This window comes from Nonomuraea sp. NPDC049750, from assembly GCF_040659625.1.
Lineage (GTDB): Bacteria > Actinomycetota > Actinomycetes > Streptosporangiales > Streptosporangiaceae > Nonomuraea.
Genome location: NZ_JBFANB010000006.1, coordinates 289871 through 306832 on the forward strand (window position 1 = coordinate 289871; position 16962 = coordinate 306832).

Here is a 16962-nt window from a genome sequence, read left to right on the forward strand (position 1 = left end):
TGTCCCGCTTCGGTGGAGTGTCCTGTCCATCCCCGAGGACTAACCCCACGCATGATCTATAGACGTTGCAAATCCTCTTAAGGTTGCATCCGTGGCCGATGTGTTGGATCCGGGGTGTGCGGGGGGTGTTCGGCCAGCAGCCCGAGTATCACGTCGATGGCCTTCTCGAGCTGGGTGTCCGTGCCCGCCGCGTAGTCCTGCGGGGTGATGTCGAGCTCGATGTCCGGGTCGGTGCCGTAGTTCTCGACCTGCCAGCCGACGTCGTCGAAGGCGAAGGAGAACTCTGGCTGTGTGGTGACAGTGCCGTCGGCCAGCCGGTGCCGCGGCCAGATGCCGATGACCCCGCCCCAGGTTCGCTTGCCGACGAGCGGGCCGAGGCCCCGCAGTTTGAAGGTGTGGCTGAAGATGTCGCCGTCGGAGCCGGCCCATTCGTTGGTGATGGCGACCAGCGGGCCGCGCGTCGACTCCGGCGGGTAGGGCTCGGGATCGCCCCAGCGGGGATAGTCGTAGCCGAGACGGCGACGGGCCAGCTTCTCCAGCAGCAGCGCCGAGACGTTGCCGCCGCCGTTGAAGCGGACGTCGACGATGAGGGCCTCACGGTCGTGCTCGGCCAGGAAGCCGCGGTGGAACTCGGCGAACCCGTCGGTGCCCATATCGGGAATGTGTAGGTATCCGACGCGGCCGTCCGAGCGCTGATGACAGCGGGCGCGGTTGAGGTTGACCCAGTCGCGGTAGCGGGCGGGCCCCTCGTCGGCGATGGCGCGGACGACGGCGGTGAAGACGCGCTCGTCGCGGCGCAGGGTGAGTTCGACCTCCTCGTCGGCCTGGTTGACCAGGCGTTCGTTGGGGGTGGCGGTCTCGCCGATGGGGGCGCCGTTGATGGCCAGGACCGCGTCGCCCGGCCGTATGTCCAGGCCGATCCGGTTGAGCGGCGAGGTGGCCTCGGGGTTCCACGCGTCGCCGGTGACGATGGCGCCGATGTGGTAAACGCCGTCGCGATAGTCCCAGTCGACGCCGAGTTTGCCCTGCGTGTAGTCCGGGCCTGGCCGGTACTCGCCGCCGCTCTCGTAGGCGTGGCTGGTGGCCAGCTCCCCGTGGAGCTCCCACAGCAGGTCGGAGAACTCGCCGCGGGTGCTGACGCGTTCGACGAGCGGCAGGTAGCGCTCGTAGACGGCGTGCCAGTCGACGCCGGCCATGTCCTCGGTCCAGAAGTTCTCGAGCTGCAGCCGCCACGCCTCACGGAACATCTGCCGCCATTCCGCCGCCGGGCAGACCGACACCTTGATCCGGGACAGGTCGATCCACCCGCTCTCGCGGCCCGGGGTGTCGCCGTCGTCGTCGGGCGTCTCGGTGGCCTTCAGCACGCGCAGCCGGTCGCCCGCCCGGTACAGGAGTGTTTTGTGATCGCGGCCCAGCTCGAAGTCGCTGACGCCGTGGGCGAAGGTCTCGCGCTCACCCTTGGTGAAGTCGTACAGGTCCAGGATGCTCTCACCCTGCAGCGGGCTGCTGAGAATGAGCGCCTTGCCCGGCAGCCCGGCGACGCGCTCGTAGCGGCCTTCCGGCAGGGGGAACGGGGTGACGCGGCGGGCCAGGCCGTCGAGGTCGACGCGCAGCGGCTCAGGCTCGCCCTCCTCCTCTTCCTCCTCATCGTCCTTCGCTCCCAGAGGGCGGGGGGTCGGGACGAACGGGTCGGGGACGTCCCGTCGCAGCGCGATGGCGTAGGGGCGGGTGCCGAGGGGGAAGCCGAGGTCGAACTGGAGCTGGTCGTAGACGGGGGAGAAGACCCGCTGGCCGATGAAGTAGAGATAGCGGCCGCGCGGGTCGAAGGCGGGGCGGGAGTCTTCGAGCAGGGGCTCGGTGGCGGCGACGGTCTGGCCGGTCGCTGGGTGGTGCAGCATGATCGCGGCGGTGTGGGCGTTCAGCGGGGTGGCGTACGCGAGCCAATGGCCGTCGTGCGACCAGGCGGGGTCCGCCGGCGGGCCGTGCGGGTTGGCCTCGACGAGTACGGCCCGCCCGGTGGCCAGATCGACGAGGTGCAGCTCGTGGCGGTGATTGGTCACGGCGACGCGGTCGTGGGCGGGATCGGGCACCAGCGCGGTGATCCGCCCGAGCCGGGCGATCTCCGGGGCCGCCGGGTCGCCGAGGATGACCAGCCGTTCCTCGTCACCGTCGTCGCTGGCGGCGGCGATGAGGCGGCGGCCGTCGTTGAGGAAGGTCAGGAAGCGGTAGCGGACGCCGTCGGGCTCGCCGTGCTGCCGGACCGGCCCTTCCCAACCGGCCATGGTGTACGCCTTGCCGCGCGCGGTGACGGCCAGGGCGCTGCCGTCGGGAGTGAGCGTGGCGCTTTCGAGGTAGTCGTCGGCCTCCACGAACCGGCGGTTGCGCTGGGTCCTGGAGCTGGCCAGCCGTACGTCGATCCGCTGGGGCGCGTCCTCGGGATCGAGCAGGTAGAGGTCGGCGCCCGCGTGGTAGACGAGGCGGTGGCCGTCCCCGGACAGATTGCGCGCGTAGTAGTCGTCGTGGTGGGTGTGCTTGCGCAGGTCGTCGCCGTCCGGAGTGCAGGAGTAGACGTTGCCGACGCCCTCGTGGTCGGACAGGAAGCAGACGCGGTCACCGCTCCAGCAGGGCGAGGCCAGATTGCCGGGCAGGCGGATGAGCCGGCGGAAGCGGCCTTCGCCGTCGGGGTCGATCCACAGGTCGCCGACGGTGCCGCCGCGGTACCTCTTCCAGCGCGCGGGATCGGCGGTGTTGCGGCCCAGGACGATCATGCCGCGGGGGCCGTGGGCGATGGAGTTCGCCGGCCCGTACGGCAGGCGGTGCGGCACGCCGCCCGGCGCGACCCGGTGCAGCCACTTGCGGCCCTCGAACGGCTGGCACTCGTCGCTGGCGTACAGGATGCGGCCCTCGGGGTCCCAGCCGGTCACGGTGCAGCGGGCTCCGTGATAGGTGACCCGCCGGGCCGCGCCCCCGTCGGCCGGCATGACGTACACCTCTTCCGGGCCCTCCTCTCGCCCGACGAAGGCGAGCTGGTCGCCGCGCGGCGAGATGCGCGGGTAACCGGCTTCGGCGAGCCCGGCGGTCAGACGGAAGGCGCGCCCCCCGAGGGCGGAGACCATCCACAGGTCGTCCTCGGCCGCGAAAACGACCACATCCTGGAAGATAGCGGGGAAGCGCAGGTAGGCGGACATGTGTGCTCCGTGATCAGGCAGCCGGGACTCCGGCCGCGGCTGCCTGATCCTTTCACCGCGTCAAGCCACGTCCGGCTTCCTGGGCTCCTTCTTGGCGTCCTTGACGTCCTTGTCCTGGCGGGCGGGCTTGATCGTCTGTTTCTTGGTCTTGCCGGACTTGGCGGCCGGCTTCTTGTTCGTCTGAGCCATTGGTTCCCCCTGAACGGATGATGTGGGATAAGTACATCAACCGCCTTAGTACCCATTTCCGGCAGAAAACCGACATGTGAAGTAACTGTCGGCGGACGAATGGTGACATATCGTTACCTACGGGCGGGACGATCACCGAAGGGCCGCGACCACCACACGCCCTCGCCATGCGACAGGCCGGGCAGCGCCAGCTCGAACTCACGCACCGCCACGGCCGGGATATCACCGCTGACCAGCCACACCGCCTCCCGCCGCACGGCATCGGCCACCACGGCGCCCAGCGCCGCCAGCCGTACGGTCGCCGCGCTCAGCGACTCCGGCGGCACCTCCAGCTCGAAGCGGTGGCACGGCTCGTACACCCGGGTGCCCGCCTGACGCAGCGCCCGCCGCAGCACGTTCGTCGTCCGCCCCCGGAAGTCGGCCGCCGTGGTGATCGGGCTGTCATAACCGGTTCTGGTCAGCGTGACCAGGAGGTCGGTGACCGGCCAGCCGTGCGGGCCCTCGGACAGCGTGTCGCGTACGGTGTCCTCGATCGCCCGGTGGAAGGCCAGCGGCAGCGACCCCAGATCCACACCCAGCCGATATCCGACACCGGACCCGATGGCGGCCGGCTCCACCCGCAGGCCGACGGTGGCGACGAAGTCGTTGCGGCCGTGGCGGGCGATCTCCTCGACGACCTCCGCCCGGCGCGCGGGCCGTTCGAGATAGACGGGCCGGGTCGGCTCGAACACCGCCTCCACCCCGAACTCCCCGGCCAGCGTCTCGGCGATGACCTCCTTCTGCACCTCCCCGTAGAGCAGTACCGACGTCTGGCCGCCGGGCAGGGCGCGGGTGCCGATCAGCGGGTCCTGCTCGGCCAGGGCGGCGAGCGCGGCATGCAGCCGGCCCTCCTGTCCGGGAACCCGCGGCCTGACCACCGTCTCCAGACTGGGCGCCGGGAAGTGCCCGCCCTTGGGCGCGTCCTCTGGTGTGGTGCCGAGGTGGTCGCCGACCCGGACCTCGGGCACGCCCCACACCTTCGCGATGTCCCCGGCCACCGCCTGCGACTCCGCCGACCCGGCCACACGCACCGCGGTCGGCCGCCCACCGTACTCCTCCACCGTCCCGTCACGGCGGAGGCGATGGAAGGGCACCCGCTGCCGCGCCCGCAACACGCCGGACCGCATCCGCAGATAGGCGACCTTCTGTCCGGCGGCGCCCCGCTCGATCGCGAACACGGTCGCGTTGAGCGCCACACCCGACCCGGCCATGCCCGCTACGGCTGTGCTCGATCCGGGCGTGTCCGGCATGGCTGTGGCGGGTAGCAGCCGGAACCCGTCGAGCAGATCGCCGACACCCCGCCCGGTCATCGCCGACCCGAACAGCACCGGATGCAGCACCCCCTCGGCGCACTGCCGGGCCATCGCCGCCCACACCTGCCGGCCGTTCGGCACCCGTCCCTCGACGAGCGACTCCAGGATGCCGTCGTCATGCTCGGCCAGCATCTCGGCCACCTCACCGCCGACCGCCTCACCGCCAAGGAGGGAATCGCCGGAACCATCCGCCTCGTCCGGGCCGATGACGCGGCGCGTGCGGGCATCCCGACCGCCGATCTTCTCGACAGTGTTCAAGGCGACGGTGTACGGCGAGAGCCACCGCCGGATGTCGTCCAGCAGCTCCCGCTCCCGGGCCCCGGCCCGGTCGATCTTGTTGACGAAGATCAGCGTAGGCACCCGCAGCCTGCGCAGCGTCTTCATCAGCAGCCGCGAGTGCGGCTGAACCCCTTCGACGGCCGACAGCACCAGCACGGCGCCGTCGAGCACGCCGAGCGCGCGCTCGACCTCGGCCACGAAGTCGGCGTGGCCGGGTGTGTCGATGAGGTTGACCCGTATATCGCCCACGGTGAAGGAGGCGACGGCGGTGCGGATGGTGATGCCGCGGCGCCGCTCGATGGCCCCGCTGTCGGTCTGTGTGCTGCCGTCGTCGACGCTGCCCAGCCGGTCGATCGCGCCGGTCTGGAACAGCAGCCGCTCGGTCAGGCTGGTCTTACCCGCGTCTACATGCGCGAGGATGCCGATGTTGAGGATGTACATGCGTGGTCGAAGCCTCGAGAACTCTCGTGCCAATGGGGCGCTGGGAGACTCGAAGGCACCGCATTACATCTCCTGCTGGTCGGCGTCAGAAACGGCCTCATGATCTCACCCGCGTTGGCCGCGCTGCCAGCGATTTATTCGCGGCTCACTCGTCCGCCGGCCCGGACAGGCCGGAGAGGCCGCGCCGTCACGGGCCGGAGAGCCTGAGTTGGTCGCGCCTCACGGGCCGGAGAGATTGAGCCGGCCCGCCGCCGCAGGCCGGAGCGGCTGGCCCGCCGCGCCGTCACAGGCCATGGAGGGCGACCTGCCGCACCGTCACAGGCCGGGGAGGCTGAGTTGCCGCGCCGTCGGGGCGGGCCGGGCCTGTGGAGCGGGCTCGGGGTGGGCCGATGGCGCGAGCTCGGCGCGTGGCGGGAGGCGGCGAGCTGAAGCCGCGGTCGCTCGGCCGACACCGTGGCGTCGGGCCAGCTCCTTGACCTGGTCGGTGATCCGCTGCTGATAGGCCTGCGGAGCGTAGGCGCCCCGTCCGTACAGCTCCAGATAGCGCGGCACGAGCCGAGGATGCTCGCGCGACAGCCACCCCAGCCACCACTCGCGCGCCCCGGGCCGCAGGTGCAGGACGATGGGCGCGAGGTGCGTGGCGCCCGCCTGGGCGATCTCCTTGACCGTGCGTTCGAGCTGGTCGGGGGAGTCGGTGAGGTACGGCAGGATCGGCGCCATCAGCACACCGCAGGGGATGCCGTGGTCGTTGAGCGTGGCGCAGACCTCCAGCCGTCGGTGGGGGGCGGGGGTGCCTGGCTCGACGGAGCGCCACAGATCGGGGTCGACGAAGCCGACCGACACGCTGGCGCTCACCTGAGTGACCTCGGCGGCCTCAGTCAGCAGGTCGAGATCGCGCAGAATGAGCGTGCCCTTGGTGAGGATCGAGAACGGATTCGCGGCGTCGCGCAGGGCGGCCAGGACGCCCCTCATCAGCCGGTAACGGCCCTCGGCCCTCTGGTAACAGTCGACGTTCGTGCCCATGGCGATGGGGCCGCCGTGCCAGCGCGGCGCCGCCAGCTCCTTGCGGGCCAGCTCGGCGGCGTTGACCTTGACCACGATCTTCGAGTCGAAATCGGCGCCGGCGTCGAGGTCGAGATATTGGTGGGTCTTGCGCGCGAAGCAGTAGACGCAGCGGTGGCCGCAGCCCCGATAGGGATTGATGGTGTGCTCGAACGGGACCCGGCTGGCCGCCGGCACCCGGTTGATGATCGAGCGGGCTTGGATCTCGTAGAAGGTCATCCCCTTGAACTCGGGAGTGTCGAACGTGCGGGTGACCGCGCCGCGGGCGAACAGCGGCACGGCCGGATCGTCCCGGCCGGAGTCGGCCAGGCGCAGGTTGTCCCAGCGCATCCCATGATTAGAACAAAGGTTCGACGAAGATCGCAAATGAAAAGAGGTGGCAATTACCTGCTTGGGCGGGGGCTAATGATCTTCATGGTTGGGCAGAAACCCGGCACAGAGCTTGCGTTCCGGAGGTGCACCCATGGCCTGGTCGCAGGACGAGGAGCGGATGCTGGCGCAGATCGAGCAGCACCTCGTCGACGACGATCCGCGACTCGTGGCGAGGTTGGAGTCGTTCAACGAGCGGGCTCGTCGCAGCGAGGAGAAGGCCGACGGGCAGTCCGGCCGCCGGCGCAGGCCGCGCCGCTCGACGGTCATCATCCTGATCAGCTGGCTGCTGATCGCCACTCTGGTCGCCACGCTGCTGATCATGGTCCTGCAGCACGAGGCCGCGACGGCCCTGGCGCTGGCCGCCTCGCTCTAACGCATCTCCCGAAATATCCGGCGTTTTGTGACGCCCGTGCGCCGTGCGCCAGATGCCTCAGGCTGCGCGTCGTGCGCCGCGTCGTGCGCCGCGCGTGAGACGCCGTGCCCGAGACGCCAGACGCCTGACGCAGTGCGTCGAATGCCAGACACGGAGTGCCGTACCCGCAGGCCGTGATCTCGGCCCACTGGAGACACAAGCCCTATTGCTCCAGGAATACTCGCATGCGTATAGTCGCCCACGAATATTCGTCTACGAGGATGGTGTGGGTGGCGCAACGACGCCGGGTGGCCAATCTGCTGGCCCTCGCCGTGCTCACGGTGGTCGCGGAACGGCCGATGCATCCGTACGAGATGGCATCCGTCCTGCGGGCCCGTGGTAAAGACCGCGAGACGCCCATCAAGTGGGGCTCCTTCTACACAGTGGTACGCAATCTGGAGAAGCATGGTTTGATCAAGGCCACCCAGAGCGCCCGGCAAGGGGGCCGGCCCGAGCGGACCGTCTACCGCATCACCGCCGACGGTCGCGAGGAGGCCGAGGACTGGACGCGCGAGCTCCTGGGGACTCCTGAGCGGGAGCCGACGGGGTTCGAGGCCGGGCTGTCGGTGATGGGCGGGCTCGACCCCGACGAGGTCACCGCACTGCTCCGGCGACGGCTCGCGTTGCTCCGCGACCGGATCGCCGTCCAGCGCGAGACCCTGGAGGTCGAGCGCGGCGAGATCCCGCGGCTGTTCCTCATCGAGTCCGAATACGCCCTGGCCATGAGCATGGCCGAGGAGGCGTGGACCGGGGCGCTGCTGGCGGAGCTGACGATCGGCACGTTCCCCGGCATCGACCAGTGGCGGGTCTACCACGAGAACACCCGTCCCGTGCCGGTCACGACGGGCCTCGCGACAAGGGGTCACGCGGACGAGACCGGCACCGCGGAAAGAGCCCGCCTGGACAGAGGCGGCCTGGCGGGCTGATCGGGTCAGAGGAATGTGACCCGATGCCCAGGAGGTCACAGAGGAACGTGATCCGATGCCCAAGCGGTCACAGAGGAATGTGACCGCCCGGGCAGAGGCGTGCTGATCGGGTCACAGATGGCGCAGGAAGGTGGCCGCCACCGGAGCCGCCACCTTGCCCCCGGTGCCGCCGCCCTCCACCACCACGGCGAAGGCCACGTCACCCTTGAACCCCATGAACCAGGCATGAGTCTGGAGCTTGTCGCCGGTGCCGTACTCCGCCGTGCCCGTCTTGCCGTTCGTGCCCGAGGGCAGCCCGGACGCCTTGGCGGTGCCCTTGGAGACGACGGCGGCCATCATGGCGTGCAGGTTCGTCTTGACGCCCTCGGGCAGCGGCTGTTCGGCCGCCTTCTGCTTCAGGTCGGGCACCAGTGTGGGCGGCCGCCAGGTGCCGTCGGCGATGGCCGCCGCGACCGAGGCCATCGACAGCGGGCTGGCCGTGATCCTGGCCTGCCCGAACGATTCGGCGGCCAGCTCGGCGTCCGACTCCGGCTTGGGGAAGCTCGCCTTGGTGGCCGACACCCCGATGTTCAGCGGCTGGTTGAATCCGACGTCCTCGGCCGCCTTGAGCAGCTTGTCGGCGCCCAGGCGCGTCTCGGCGAGCGGCGCGAACGTGGTGTTGCACGAGTGCGCGAAGGAATCGAGGAACGACAGCGACCCGAACTCCTCCTTCTCCGAGTTGCGGATCTTCAACCCGCCCACCGTCGCGTACATCGGGCAGGTCACCTTGTCCTCCGGCGACATCCCGGCCGCCAGCAGCCCGATCGCGGTGACGGCCTTGAACGTCGAGCCCGGCGGGTAGCGGCCGTCGAGCGCCCGGTTGAAGCCGCCCTGGTTGTTGACCACGGCCAGGATCTCGCCGGTGCTCGGCTTGATCGCGACCATCGAGGTGGGCTTCTTGACGTCCTTGACGGCGGCGACGGCGGCGGCCTGCGCGCGCGGGTCGAGTGTCGTCTTCACGTCCTCGCCGTCGCTGCCCTCGATCGTCTGCAGCGTCTTGTCGCCGACCTTGATCTCGGTCGCCGGGGTGCCGGCCAGCTGCTTCTGGAACGTCTCCTGCAGCCCGCCCCGGCCGACGGCCTGCCCGACCTGGTAGGCGGAGCCGAGCTTGGCCACGTCCTTCTTGGTCGCCTTGTCGAGGTAGCCGACGAGCTGCTGCACCGACCCGCCGGCCGACCCGTCGTCGATACGGCCGTCGTCGGCGTCGGTGATCTTCGCCCGGTCGGGCCAGCGCGTCTTGAGCGCGAACGCGGCGCCGGCGGTCAGCGACGGATGCAGGGTCTTGGGCGTCCAGTCGACCTTCCAGGCGCGATCGGCCACCTTCAGGTCGATCTGTCCCTCGTAGGTCCAGTCGCCGATGTTCTTCAGCTTCAAGGTCGTGGTGTACGGCACGCGGGCCCGGTCGTCGCCGGACTTGGTGACGGTGCCGAGCTTGACCGAGGTCGACTCGACCGCCAGGCCGGTGCGCATCTGGTCGTACGCCGTCAGTTGCTGCGGCGCGGCCAGTGTGGCGCTCATGGCCGCCTTGTCGCCCGACTGCCAGGCGGCGGCGAAGAGCCGCGCCGTCTCGGCGGGTGTGCCTCTCGTATGAAGCACGTAGTACGCGCCACCGGCAGCGGCCCCCGCCGCCAGCACGGTGACACAGGACACGATCGCGATGGTGCGGCCACGCGCCACTGGTCAGCCCCCAGGTCATCGACAGGTTGCAGAGCTTAGCGACAAATTAGGACATATTGCTGGCAGCTTTGAAGCTCGACGCATAGGTCGGCACGTATTCCTGGCCGGACAGCTCCCGGATCGCGGCCATGATCTCGTCGGTCACCCGGCGGCGGTCGCGGGCCTTGCTGTGGTCGCCCTCGAACCGCATCGGCGCGCCGATCGTGATGCCGATCCTGGCCGGGCGCGGCACCTTGGCGCCGACGGGCAGCACGCGTTCGGTGCCGCTGAGGGCCACCGGCAGCACGGGCGCACCCGTCTTGAGCGCCAGCCAGGCCACGCCGATCTTGCCGCGGTAGAGGCGGCCGTCGGGGGAGCGGGTGCCCTCGGGGTGGATTCCGAACAGCTCGCCGCGGTCCAGCAGGTCAGCGGCGGCGTCGAGCATCTCCTGCGCGGCGTGCGCGCTGTCGCGGTCGGTGGGCAGGCTGCCGCCCAGGCGCATGAACCAGCCGGAGACCGGGTTGCCGGAGAAGTATTCCTTCTTGGCGGCGAACGTCACGTGCCGCGGCAGCAGCGCGGGCAGCAGGTAGGAGTCGAGCACCGACAAGTGGTTGGCGGCGAGAATCGCCGGTCCCGTCCTCGGCACGTGCGCCGCGCCGGAGATGTGCGGGCGGCACATCGCATGGGCGATCGGCGTAGCGGCGAACTTGACCACTTCATATAGCAACGGGCTCTCCTGGATGATCGGCGGTCCGGCCACCCACCCTAGAGCAGGCGCCCCGGCCGGAACCGGGGCGCCTGAAAAGCCTAAGGCCGATGTGGCGGTCGCCTCCTCGGCGAGATGCACAACACGGCTCCAGCCGAACGGTATTCCGTGAAGGCGGTAATTTGCGGCCCGGGGGACACAGACCACATCGGCCATTCGATGCTAACGGACATCCGGCGGCACGTATTCCACCGGGCCAAAAGAAACGGTCAGGTTCTGGTCCAGTGTGGCTGTGCGACGTCGAAGACCCGCAGCTCACGGCCACGCAGAGCGACCTCCGCGAACTGCCACAAAATCGCCCCCGTCGGCGCGTGGACGACGATAGAGGGCCCCAGCGGCATCTGCAGCAGCCCGCCGCGCCAGCGCGGCACCCCCGGCGCCAGGAACCGCTCCAGCGGCACCGCGTGCACCGAGGCCACCTCGTGCGCGTCGGCGACCGGCCGCTGCTCCCCGCCGAAGGCCACCACCGGAGTGATGACGAACCCCGAATCGGTGACGAAGTCGTCGAGCAGCCCCGCCACCTCGACACCGGTGACGGCCGTCTCCTCGGCCAGTTCCCGCAGCGCCGCCTCGACCGGCTGCTCGCCGTCGTCGAGCCGCCCGCCCGGCAGCGCCCACTGCCCGGGATTGCGCCCGCGCGGCGCCCGCCTGATGAGGATCGTGTACGGCAGGTCGGCCGGGTCCCTGAGCACGCACACCGTCACGGCGGCCCGGCGTACCCCCTCGGCCGGCGGCACCTCCCGGCGGTCGAAGGCGGTCAGGCGGGTGGTGACCAGCTCACGCAACTCGTCGATCGGAGGAAGCACCAGCACAGGATCTCACGCCCGCCATATACATCTATGTCGGTCGAGCCTGCGCTTGCCGGGCGTACAGAAGGTGTCAGTCGAGCCTGCGCTTGCCGGGCGTACAGAAGGTGTCAGTCGAGACCGCGCTTGCCTGGGGTCCAGAAGGGCTTCGTCCGGACGTCCCCGCGCTGCCAGCCCCGTTCGCGTACGAGATGCGCGCGGACGGCCTGGATCGTCCGGGCCTCCCCGGCGAGGTAGGCCACTCCGGGCTCGTCCGGCAGGTCGAGTTTCCTGACGGCCTCCACCAGCAACTCGGAGCTCGCGGCGGACGCTCCGTCGCGGCAGACCCGGGTGAGCTCGCGCGGCAGGTCCAGATGGTCGCCGGGCCCATCGGCCTCCACGGCCCCGAACACCGTCTCACCCAGCGGCAACGCGCGCAGCATCGCGCCGAACGCGACCGACGCCGTCTCCTCCCCGGCGAACAGATGGTAGGGCGCGGGGCGTACCACGAGGCTGCCCTCCGGCTTGGTGAAGGCGATCTCCTGGCCGGGCCGGGCATTCCTGATCCAGGTCGTGCCCGGTCCGTCGCCGCCGTGGTCGAAGCCGATCAGCTCGATGGTCTGCCAGCTGGGGTCGTGGTGCCAGATCGAGTACGTCCGCAGCGCGTCGGTGATCTCGCCCCGTAACCACGTACGGGCCGCGAAGATGTCGTTGACCGCCAGCCGGACGTGCTGTCCCGGGATCCACTTCAGCCCGCTCAGGGCCTCGCCGCCGATCCTGACCTTCCGCATGCGCGGCGTCACCTGCTCGGTCTCCAGCACCTCCCCGACGACGAACAGCCGGTCGCGCAGAGCGCGGGTGATGGTCGTCTTCATTTTCATCTGAATGGTGGCGCGGAGACCCGGTCCTTCAGGGCCGGGAGGAAGCGCCACCCCTCCTTTCGAAAACAGTATGGAAAGAATCGGTCACGTTCGGTAATGTGTGCGGTGAGTGAGGCCGCTGTGACAGGAGGTGCACGATGGCGATCCGCCGCTCCACCACCAAACGACACGGCCTGCCCACGATCGTGCAATTGCGGCTCACACCCACCCCGGCCCAGACCGACGCCCTGGCGGTAGCGGTGCAGGTGTGCAACCAGGCGGCCACCCTCGTCTCCCGGCTGGCCTGGCAGCACCGCGTCTTCGCCTTGGTGGAGCTGCGCCGGCTGGCCTACTACGAGGTGCGCGGGCAGGTGGCCGGGCTGGGCGCGCAGGCGGCGGTGCGGGCCATCGCCCGGGTCGCCGGCGCCTACGCCAACCGGCGCGCCAGCAAGAAACGCGCCCACATCTTCCGCCCGCACGGTGCTATCCCCTATGACGTCCGGTTGATGAGCTTCAACCGGGACGCCCGGACGGTGTCGCTGTGGACTCCCACCGGCCGCGTCACCATCCCCTACACCGGCCGACCAGAAGACCTCAAAGCCATCGACACGCTGCCGCTCGGCGAGGCAGACCTGATCTACCGGCGCGGCGTGTGGCTGCTGCAGGTCGCCGTCACCCTGCCCAAGCCGGTGGTGCGTGAGCCGGTTCACGGCTTTGTGGGGGTTGATCAAGGGGTGGCGAACCTGGCGGTCACCTCCGACTGGGTGGTGTTGCCCGGCCCGGCGCTGCCCGGCCCGGCGCTGCCGGGGCCGGTCGGTGGCAACGGCCACGTCCGCACCCTGCGGGAGCGGCGCCATCGCCAACGCCGACGGTTGCAGGCGAAGGGCACGTCGGCGGCGCGGCGGGTGCTGCGCCGTCTGTCGGGGCGTGAGCATCGGATGATGACCGATCTCAACCACCAGATCTCGACGTTTGTGGTGCGTGAAGCCGAACGCACCGGCCGCGGGGTCGCCCTGGAGGATCTGCAGGGCATCCGCGGGCGGGTAAGGGCTCATCGGTTCCAGCGGCGCACCCTGCACGGCTGGGCGTTCGCCCAGCAGATCGCCTTCACCCGCTACAAGGCCGCCCGGGCCGGGATCGCCTTCGTCCTGGTCGACCCCGCCTACACCTCGCAGGCGTGTCCGGAGTGCGGGTGTGTGTCCAGGGCGAATCGGCCGGCGCGGGGCCGGTTCGTCTGCAAACGGTGTGGCCTCGCTGGGCACGCCGACCACATCGCGGCCCGCAACATCGCCACACGCGGCGCTGCGGGCTGGGCTGTCATCAACCAGCCACACGCTACCGGCCTCCCTTCTGCCAGACGGGACCGTGAGAGCAAACCTCCGGCTTCAGCTGGTGGTAGTTGATCTCCTTGCTGAGTGCGTACGGGCTGTGTGCGGGCGGGCTGAGCGAGAACATGCGGACGGGCTTGTGTGCGGACCCATGTATGGGTTGAGCGCGGACCTGTGGAGCTGAGCACGGATGGTCAGCGGCGACGGGGGTCCAGCTGCTCGATCCGGTGGCGGGCCTCGATGAAGATCGTCTGGATCTCGTCGACCACCCGGGGGTCGCCGTGCGTGTGGGCGAGCGTCTTGACCGCGGCCTTCACCAGACGCAGGGCCGGGCCGATGATCTCGGCCGCCTCCGGCTCGCGGAACATCCCCCACTCGCCCCGGCTGGCCGCCCGCGCCCAGAGCCGGTCGATCTCCTCGGCCTGCTCGCCGACCACGCTCTGGCCCGCCTCGGTGATGTGGTGCACCTTGCGGCCCTCGGCCGCCTCGACCCGGACGAGACCCTCGTCCTCCAGCATCTGCAGCGTCGGGTAGATGGAGCCCGCGCTGGGCTCGTACGTCCCGTTGAACCGGTCGGCGAGGCGGTTCATCACCTGATAGCCGTGGCCGGGCTGCTCGGCGACCAGGGCCAGGATCGCCAGGCGCAGCTCACCGGGCCCGAAGAAGCGCCCCGTCGGCCCGAGACCGCCTCCGCCGGGCGCGCGGCGTGCGTTCATCATGGATCGGATGCTATATCGAACGATATAACGAAGTAAACCTCAGCTCCGCGCGAAGTCCGGCCCGATGCGTCGTGGCGGGCGGTGAGGGTCACGCCGCTGTGGTCGCAGGGGACCGCGTAGACCTCAGCTCCGGGTGAAGGTCAGCTCTCGCGTGTCGTGGTGGGCGGTGAGGGTCACGTCGCTGTGGTCGCAGCGGACCGACTGCCGCAGGGGAGTGTTGGAAAGGACAGTGACACCGGGGTCCGCGCAGCGCGCGGCCGTGGCCGCCGCGTCCGCGCCGGGCAGGACCAGGCACGCGTACGTGGCGCCGGACGGCCGCGGGCCGTGGTCGAAGCCGACGGTGAACACCTCGGCGGTCAGCGTCGCGGTGGAGCCGGTCGCGGTGATGTCCGCCCAACTGCCGCTCCGGCGCTCCACCCGCGCCAACAGCGACTCCCGGTCGGACAGCGGCAGGTAACCGATCTGCCCCTGATGCACGAAGGAACCGGTCGTCCCCCGCCCGGTAGTCAGCGGCCCGGTCGTCCTCGGCCTGGTGGTCAATGGCATGGTGATCGGCGGGCCGGTCGTCAGCGGGCCGGTGGACCACGGCTCGGTCGTCCCCGGCCCGGTGGCCAACGGGCCAGTCGTCCCCGGCCCGGTGGCCAACGGGCCAGTCGTCAACGGTCCGGTCGCCAGGCGCTGGTCGATCGTCGTCACCACCGGGTGCACGGCCGACGGCGCGGTGATCCCGGCGCCGAGCGCGACGTAGACGTCGTCGAAGCAGAACCACGCCTTCCAGCCGTCCGCGATCCGGTCGGTCCCCGCCAGGCGCATCACGGCCATGCCGTGGCGGCCGTCCGTCCAGCCGCCGACGTCCGGCGACGCGCCGTGCCGGTCGTTGGGGCGCGGGAAGAGCGCCGCCGGGTCCGGGGGTTGCTCGGCGGTCACACCGGGCAGCCGCGCCCAGTCCCAGAGCGGGATGACGGCGCGGTAGCCGTCCTCCGGCCCGTCGCCGACCCGGATGGAGGCGACGCCGTCGCCGAGGTGGCGGCCACGCAGGTTCTCGCCGTTCATGCTCTCGGTGGGCGCGGTACGGGTGGATGACATACGCACCGACATCGACCAGCCGGGCCGCCGGTGCGCGAGGTAGTCGGAACGTGGGTAATAACGACACCCGACGGGCCCGTCAGCGGGTCGTGCGGCCTCGGTCCTGGTAGCGGGCTGTACGCCTTCGGTCCCGGTAGGGAGCCGTGATGCGTTGGACCCGGCACTGATCCAGGGAGCGGGTCCTGCAGTGGCCCTGGGATTGGCCCCGGGAGCGGTCCCGGCAGAGGACCCCGCAGCGGCCCCAGGAGTGGAGCTGGGGGCGGGGCCTGTGGCGGACCCAAGAGCGGTCTCGGGAGTGGAGCCGGAAGAGGGCCCTGTGGCGGCCCCGAGAGCGGCCTCGGAAGCAGGCCCGGCGGCGGACCTGGCAGCGGTCCCAACGGCGAGTCCCGCAGCGGTCCCGGCAGTGCGGTCCGCGGTCGGCTGTTCGGCCTCGGACAGGCGTTGTTCGAACGCCGCCAGCTCGGCCTGCCGGGGCGCGCCGGACGCGCGCAGGCGGCGGATCGCGGTTCGCAGGTCGGGGGTGGGTCGGTGGGCGTCCGCTCGGGTGATGTTGCGGCCCATGGTGGTGAAGTCGAAGGCGCCCCCGTGTATCGCCCACTGCAGGCCCTCCAGCAGGAAGTCGGTGAAGAAGCCCACCTCGGCGCCGCCGAACGCCCACGGCGTGCCGTACACCACATAGATCCACAAACCTAGGTCGGCGGCCAGCGCGAAGCCGTAGCCGCCGGAGTAGAGCTGCGCGCCGTGCTGATGGAAGCTGAAGTCGTCCTGGATCCCCTCGCCGCAGGTCGGTCGTAGGGTCGTCGCCATCCGTGCGACCGCCGAGGAGACCAGGTCGGCGTCGTTCACCAGCAGGCCGTGGCGCAGGACGACCGCCTGGGTCCAGACGAGGTTCTGGCCGGTCATCTCCCCAGAGCCCGCGCAGCCCGCGAGCCAGGCGCCCCAGGCCGTGCGCTCGGCCGGGTCGAGCCGGTCGGTGAGCAGCAGGAGGGCGTCTCCGGCCAGTTGGGGTGCGGCGATCTCGTTGTACCACCAGTTGGCGCTGCGCGGTTTGCGGCGGCGCCAGGCGTCCAGGGCGGTGAGCGCGCTGGGGCGGTGTTGTGGGGAGAGCGCCAGGGAGAGGGTCCTGGACAGGTGTTCCAGCGGTGCCCAGTTCCGGCCATCGCCATGGTCGGCGTAGTCGAGGTCCGGCCAAGTGCCATCAGCGCCGAGCCGGTCCACCAGAGGATTGGGCCCGTCGGCGCCGGGACCGGTCGGCGGGCCGGGGACAGGGCCGGTCGGGAGGTCGGGGACAGGGCCGGGCGGCGGGTCGGAGATGGGGCCGGTCGGGAGGTCGGGGACAGAGCCGGGCAGCGGGCCGGGGACAGGGCCGGTCAGAAGGCCCGGGTCGGCCAGGCCGGTGGCCGCGCCGACGGCGGTGGTGCCGGAGGCGGTGTCCAGCAGTTCGTGCCGCAGCCGGCGCCTGGCCGTTTCGAGGGCCGTTTCGAGGTCTGGCATGTCGCTCC

13 protein-coding genes are annotated in these 16962 nt (G+C 70.6%); 3 read left to right on the forward strand and 10 right to left on the reverse strand.

The annotated features are described in order from the left end of the window. Positions 1–77: 77 nt before the first annotated feature. The 4 genes from AB0J16_RS19400 to AB0J16_RS19415 all read right to left on the reverse strand — a co-directional run bounded on the left by AB0J16_RS19400 (position 78) and on the right by AB0J16_RS19415 (position 6841). Complete coding sequence (locus tag AB0J16_RS19400) at positions 78–3188, reverse strand: S41 family peptidase (protein ID WP_358540944.1); 3111 nt, start codon at positions 3186–3188, stop codon at positions 78–80. A gap of 60 nt (positions 3189–3248) precedes the next feature. Further along, a complete protein-coding gene (locus tag AB0J16_RS19405) occupies positions 3249–3377 on the reverse strand; it encodes a hypothetical protein (RefSeq protein WP_358540947.1) in 129 nt (42 codons plus the stop codon). A 113-nt stretch (positions 3378–3490) separates the two neighbouring features. Continuing rightward, positions 3491–5449, reverse strand: coding sequence for a translation factor GTPase family protein (locus tag AB0J16_RS19410; RefSeq protein WP_358540949.1), 1959 nt, complete (start codon positions 5447–5449; stop codon positions 3491–3493). Positions 5450–5764: 315 nt separating this feature from the next. Then, positions 5765–6841 (reverse strand): Rv2578c family radical SAM protein, encoded by a 1077-nt coding sequence (locus AB0J16_RS19415; protein ID WP_358540951.1) that lies wholly within the window; start codon positions 6839–6841, stop codon positions 5765–5767. 133 nt (positions 6842–6974) lie between these two features. On the opposite strand from AB0J16_RS19415, the gene AB0J16_RS19420 reads away from it, so the two are divergent. Next, on the forward strand, positions 6975–7256 hold the full coding sequence (locus tag AB0J16_RS19420; protein ID WP_358540954.1) for a DUF3040 domain-containing protein: 282 nt from the start codon (positions 6975–6977) through the stop codon (positions 7254–7256). 269 nt (positions 7257–7525) lie between these two features. Beyond that, the gene (locus tag AB0J16_RS19425) at positions 7526–8221 is read left to right on the forward strand and encodes a PadR family transcriptional regulator (RefSeq protein ID WP_358540957.1); all 696 of its coding nucleotides are present in this window, start codon (positions 7526–7528) and stop codon (positions 8219–8221) included. Positions 8222–8332: 111 nt separating this feature from the next. On the opposite strand, the gene AB0J16_RS19430 is transcribed toward AB0J16_RS19425, so the two are convergent. The 4 genes from AB0J16_RS19430 to AB0J16_RS19445 all read right to left on the reverse strand — a co-directional run bounded on the left by AB0J16_RS19430 (position 8333) and on the right by AB0J16_RS19445 (position 12342). Beyond that, positions 8333–9910: a penicillin-binding transpeptidase domain-containing protein gene (locus tag AB0J16_RS19430; protein WP_358540959.1), complete on the reverse strand. Its 1578-nt coding sequence runs from the start codon at positions 9908–9910 to the stop codon at positions 8333–8335. Between the two features lie 73 nt (positions 9911–9983). Next, positions 9984–10643, reverse strand: a complete 660-nt coding sequence (locus tag AB0J16_RS19435; protein WP_357951870.1) for a lysophospholipid acyltransferase family protein — start codon at positions 10641–10643, stop codon at positions 9984–9986. Positions 10644–10891: 248 nt separating this feature from the next. Further along, entirely contained in the window at positions 10892–11488 is a 597-nt protein-coding gene (locus AB0J16_RS19440) for a CoA pyrophosphatase (RefSeq protein WP_358540962.1), read from the reverse strand. 110 nt (positions 11489–11598) lie between these two features. Beyond that, positions 11599–12342: a siderophore-interacting protein gene (locus AB0J16_RS19445; RefSeq protein ID WP_358540964.1), complete on the reverse strand. Its 744-nt coding sequence runs from the start codon at positions 12340–12342 to the stop codon at positions 11599–11601. A gap of 143 nt (positions 12343–12485) precedes the next feature. Between AB0J16_RS19445 and AB0J16_RS19450 the strand changes: the two genes are divergently transcribed. Beyond that, positions 12486–13730 (forward strand): transposase, encoded by a 1245-nt coding sequence (locus AB0J16_RS19450; protein ID WP_358540967.1) that lies wholly within the window; start codon positions 12486–12488, stop codon positions 13728–13730. Between the two features lie 119 nt (positions 13731–13849). Here the strand turns inward: AB0J16_RS19450 and AB0J16_RS19455 are convergent, their stop codons facing one another. Together AB0J16_RS19455 and AB0J16_RS19460 are read right to left on the reverse strand one after the other, a co-directional pair. Then, positions 13850–14374, reverse strand: a complete 525-nt coding sequence (locus tag AB0J16_RS19455) for a PadR family transcriptional regulator (RefSeq protein ID WP_358540970.1) — start codon at positions 14372–14374, stop codon at positions 13850–13852. Between the two features lie 123 nt (positions 14375–14497). Next, a complete protein-coding gene (locus AB0J16_RS19460) occupies positions 14498–16954 on the reverse strand; it encodes a polysaccharide lyase family 8 super-sandwich domain-containing protein (RefSeq protein WP_358540973.1) in 2457 nt (818 codons plus the stop codon). Between the last annotated feature and the right edge of the window lie 8 nt (positions 16955–16962).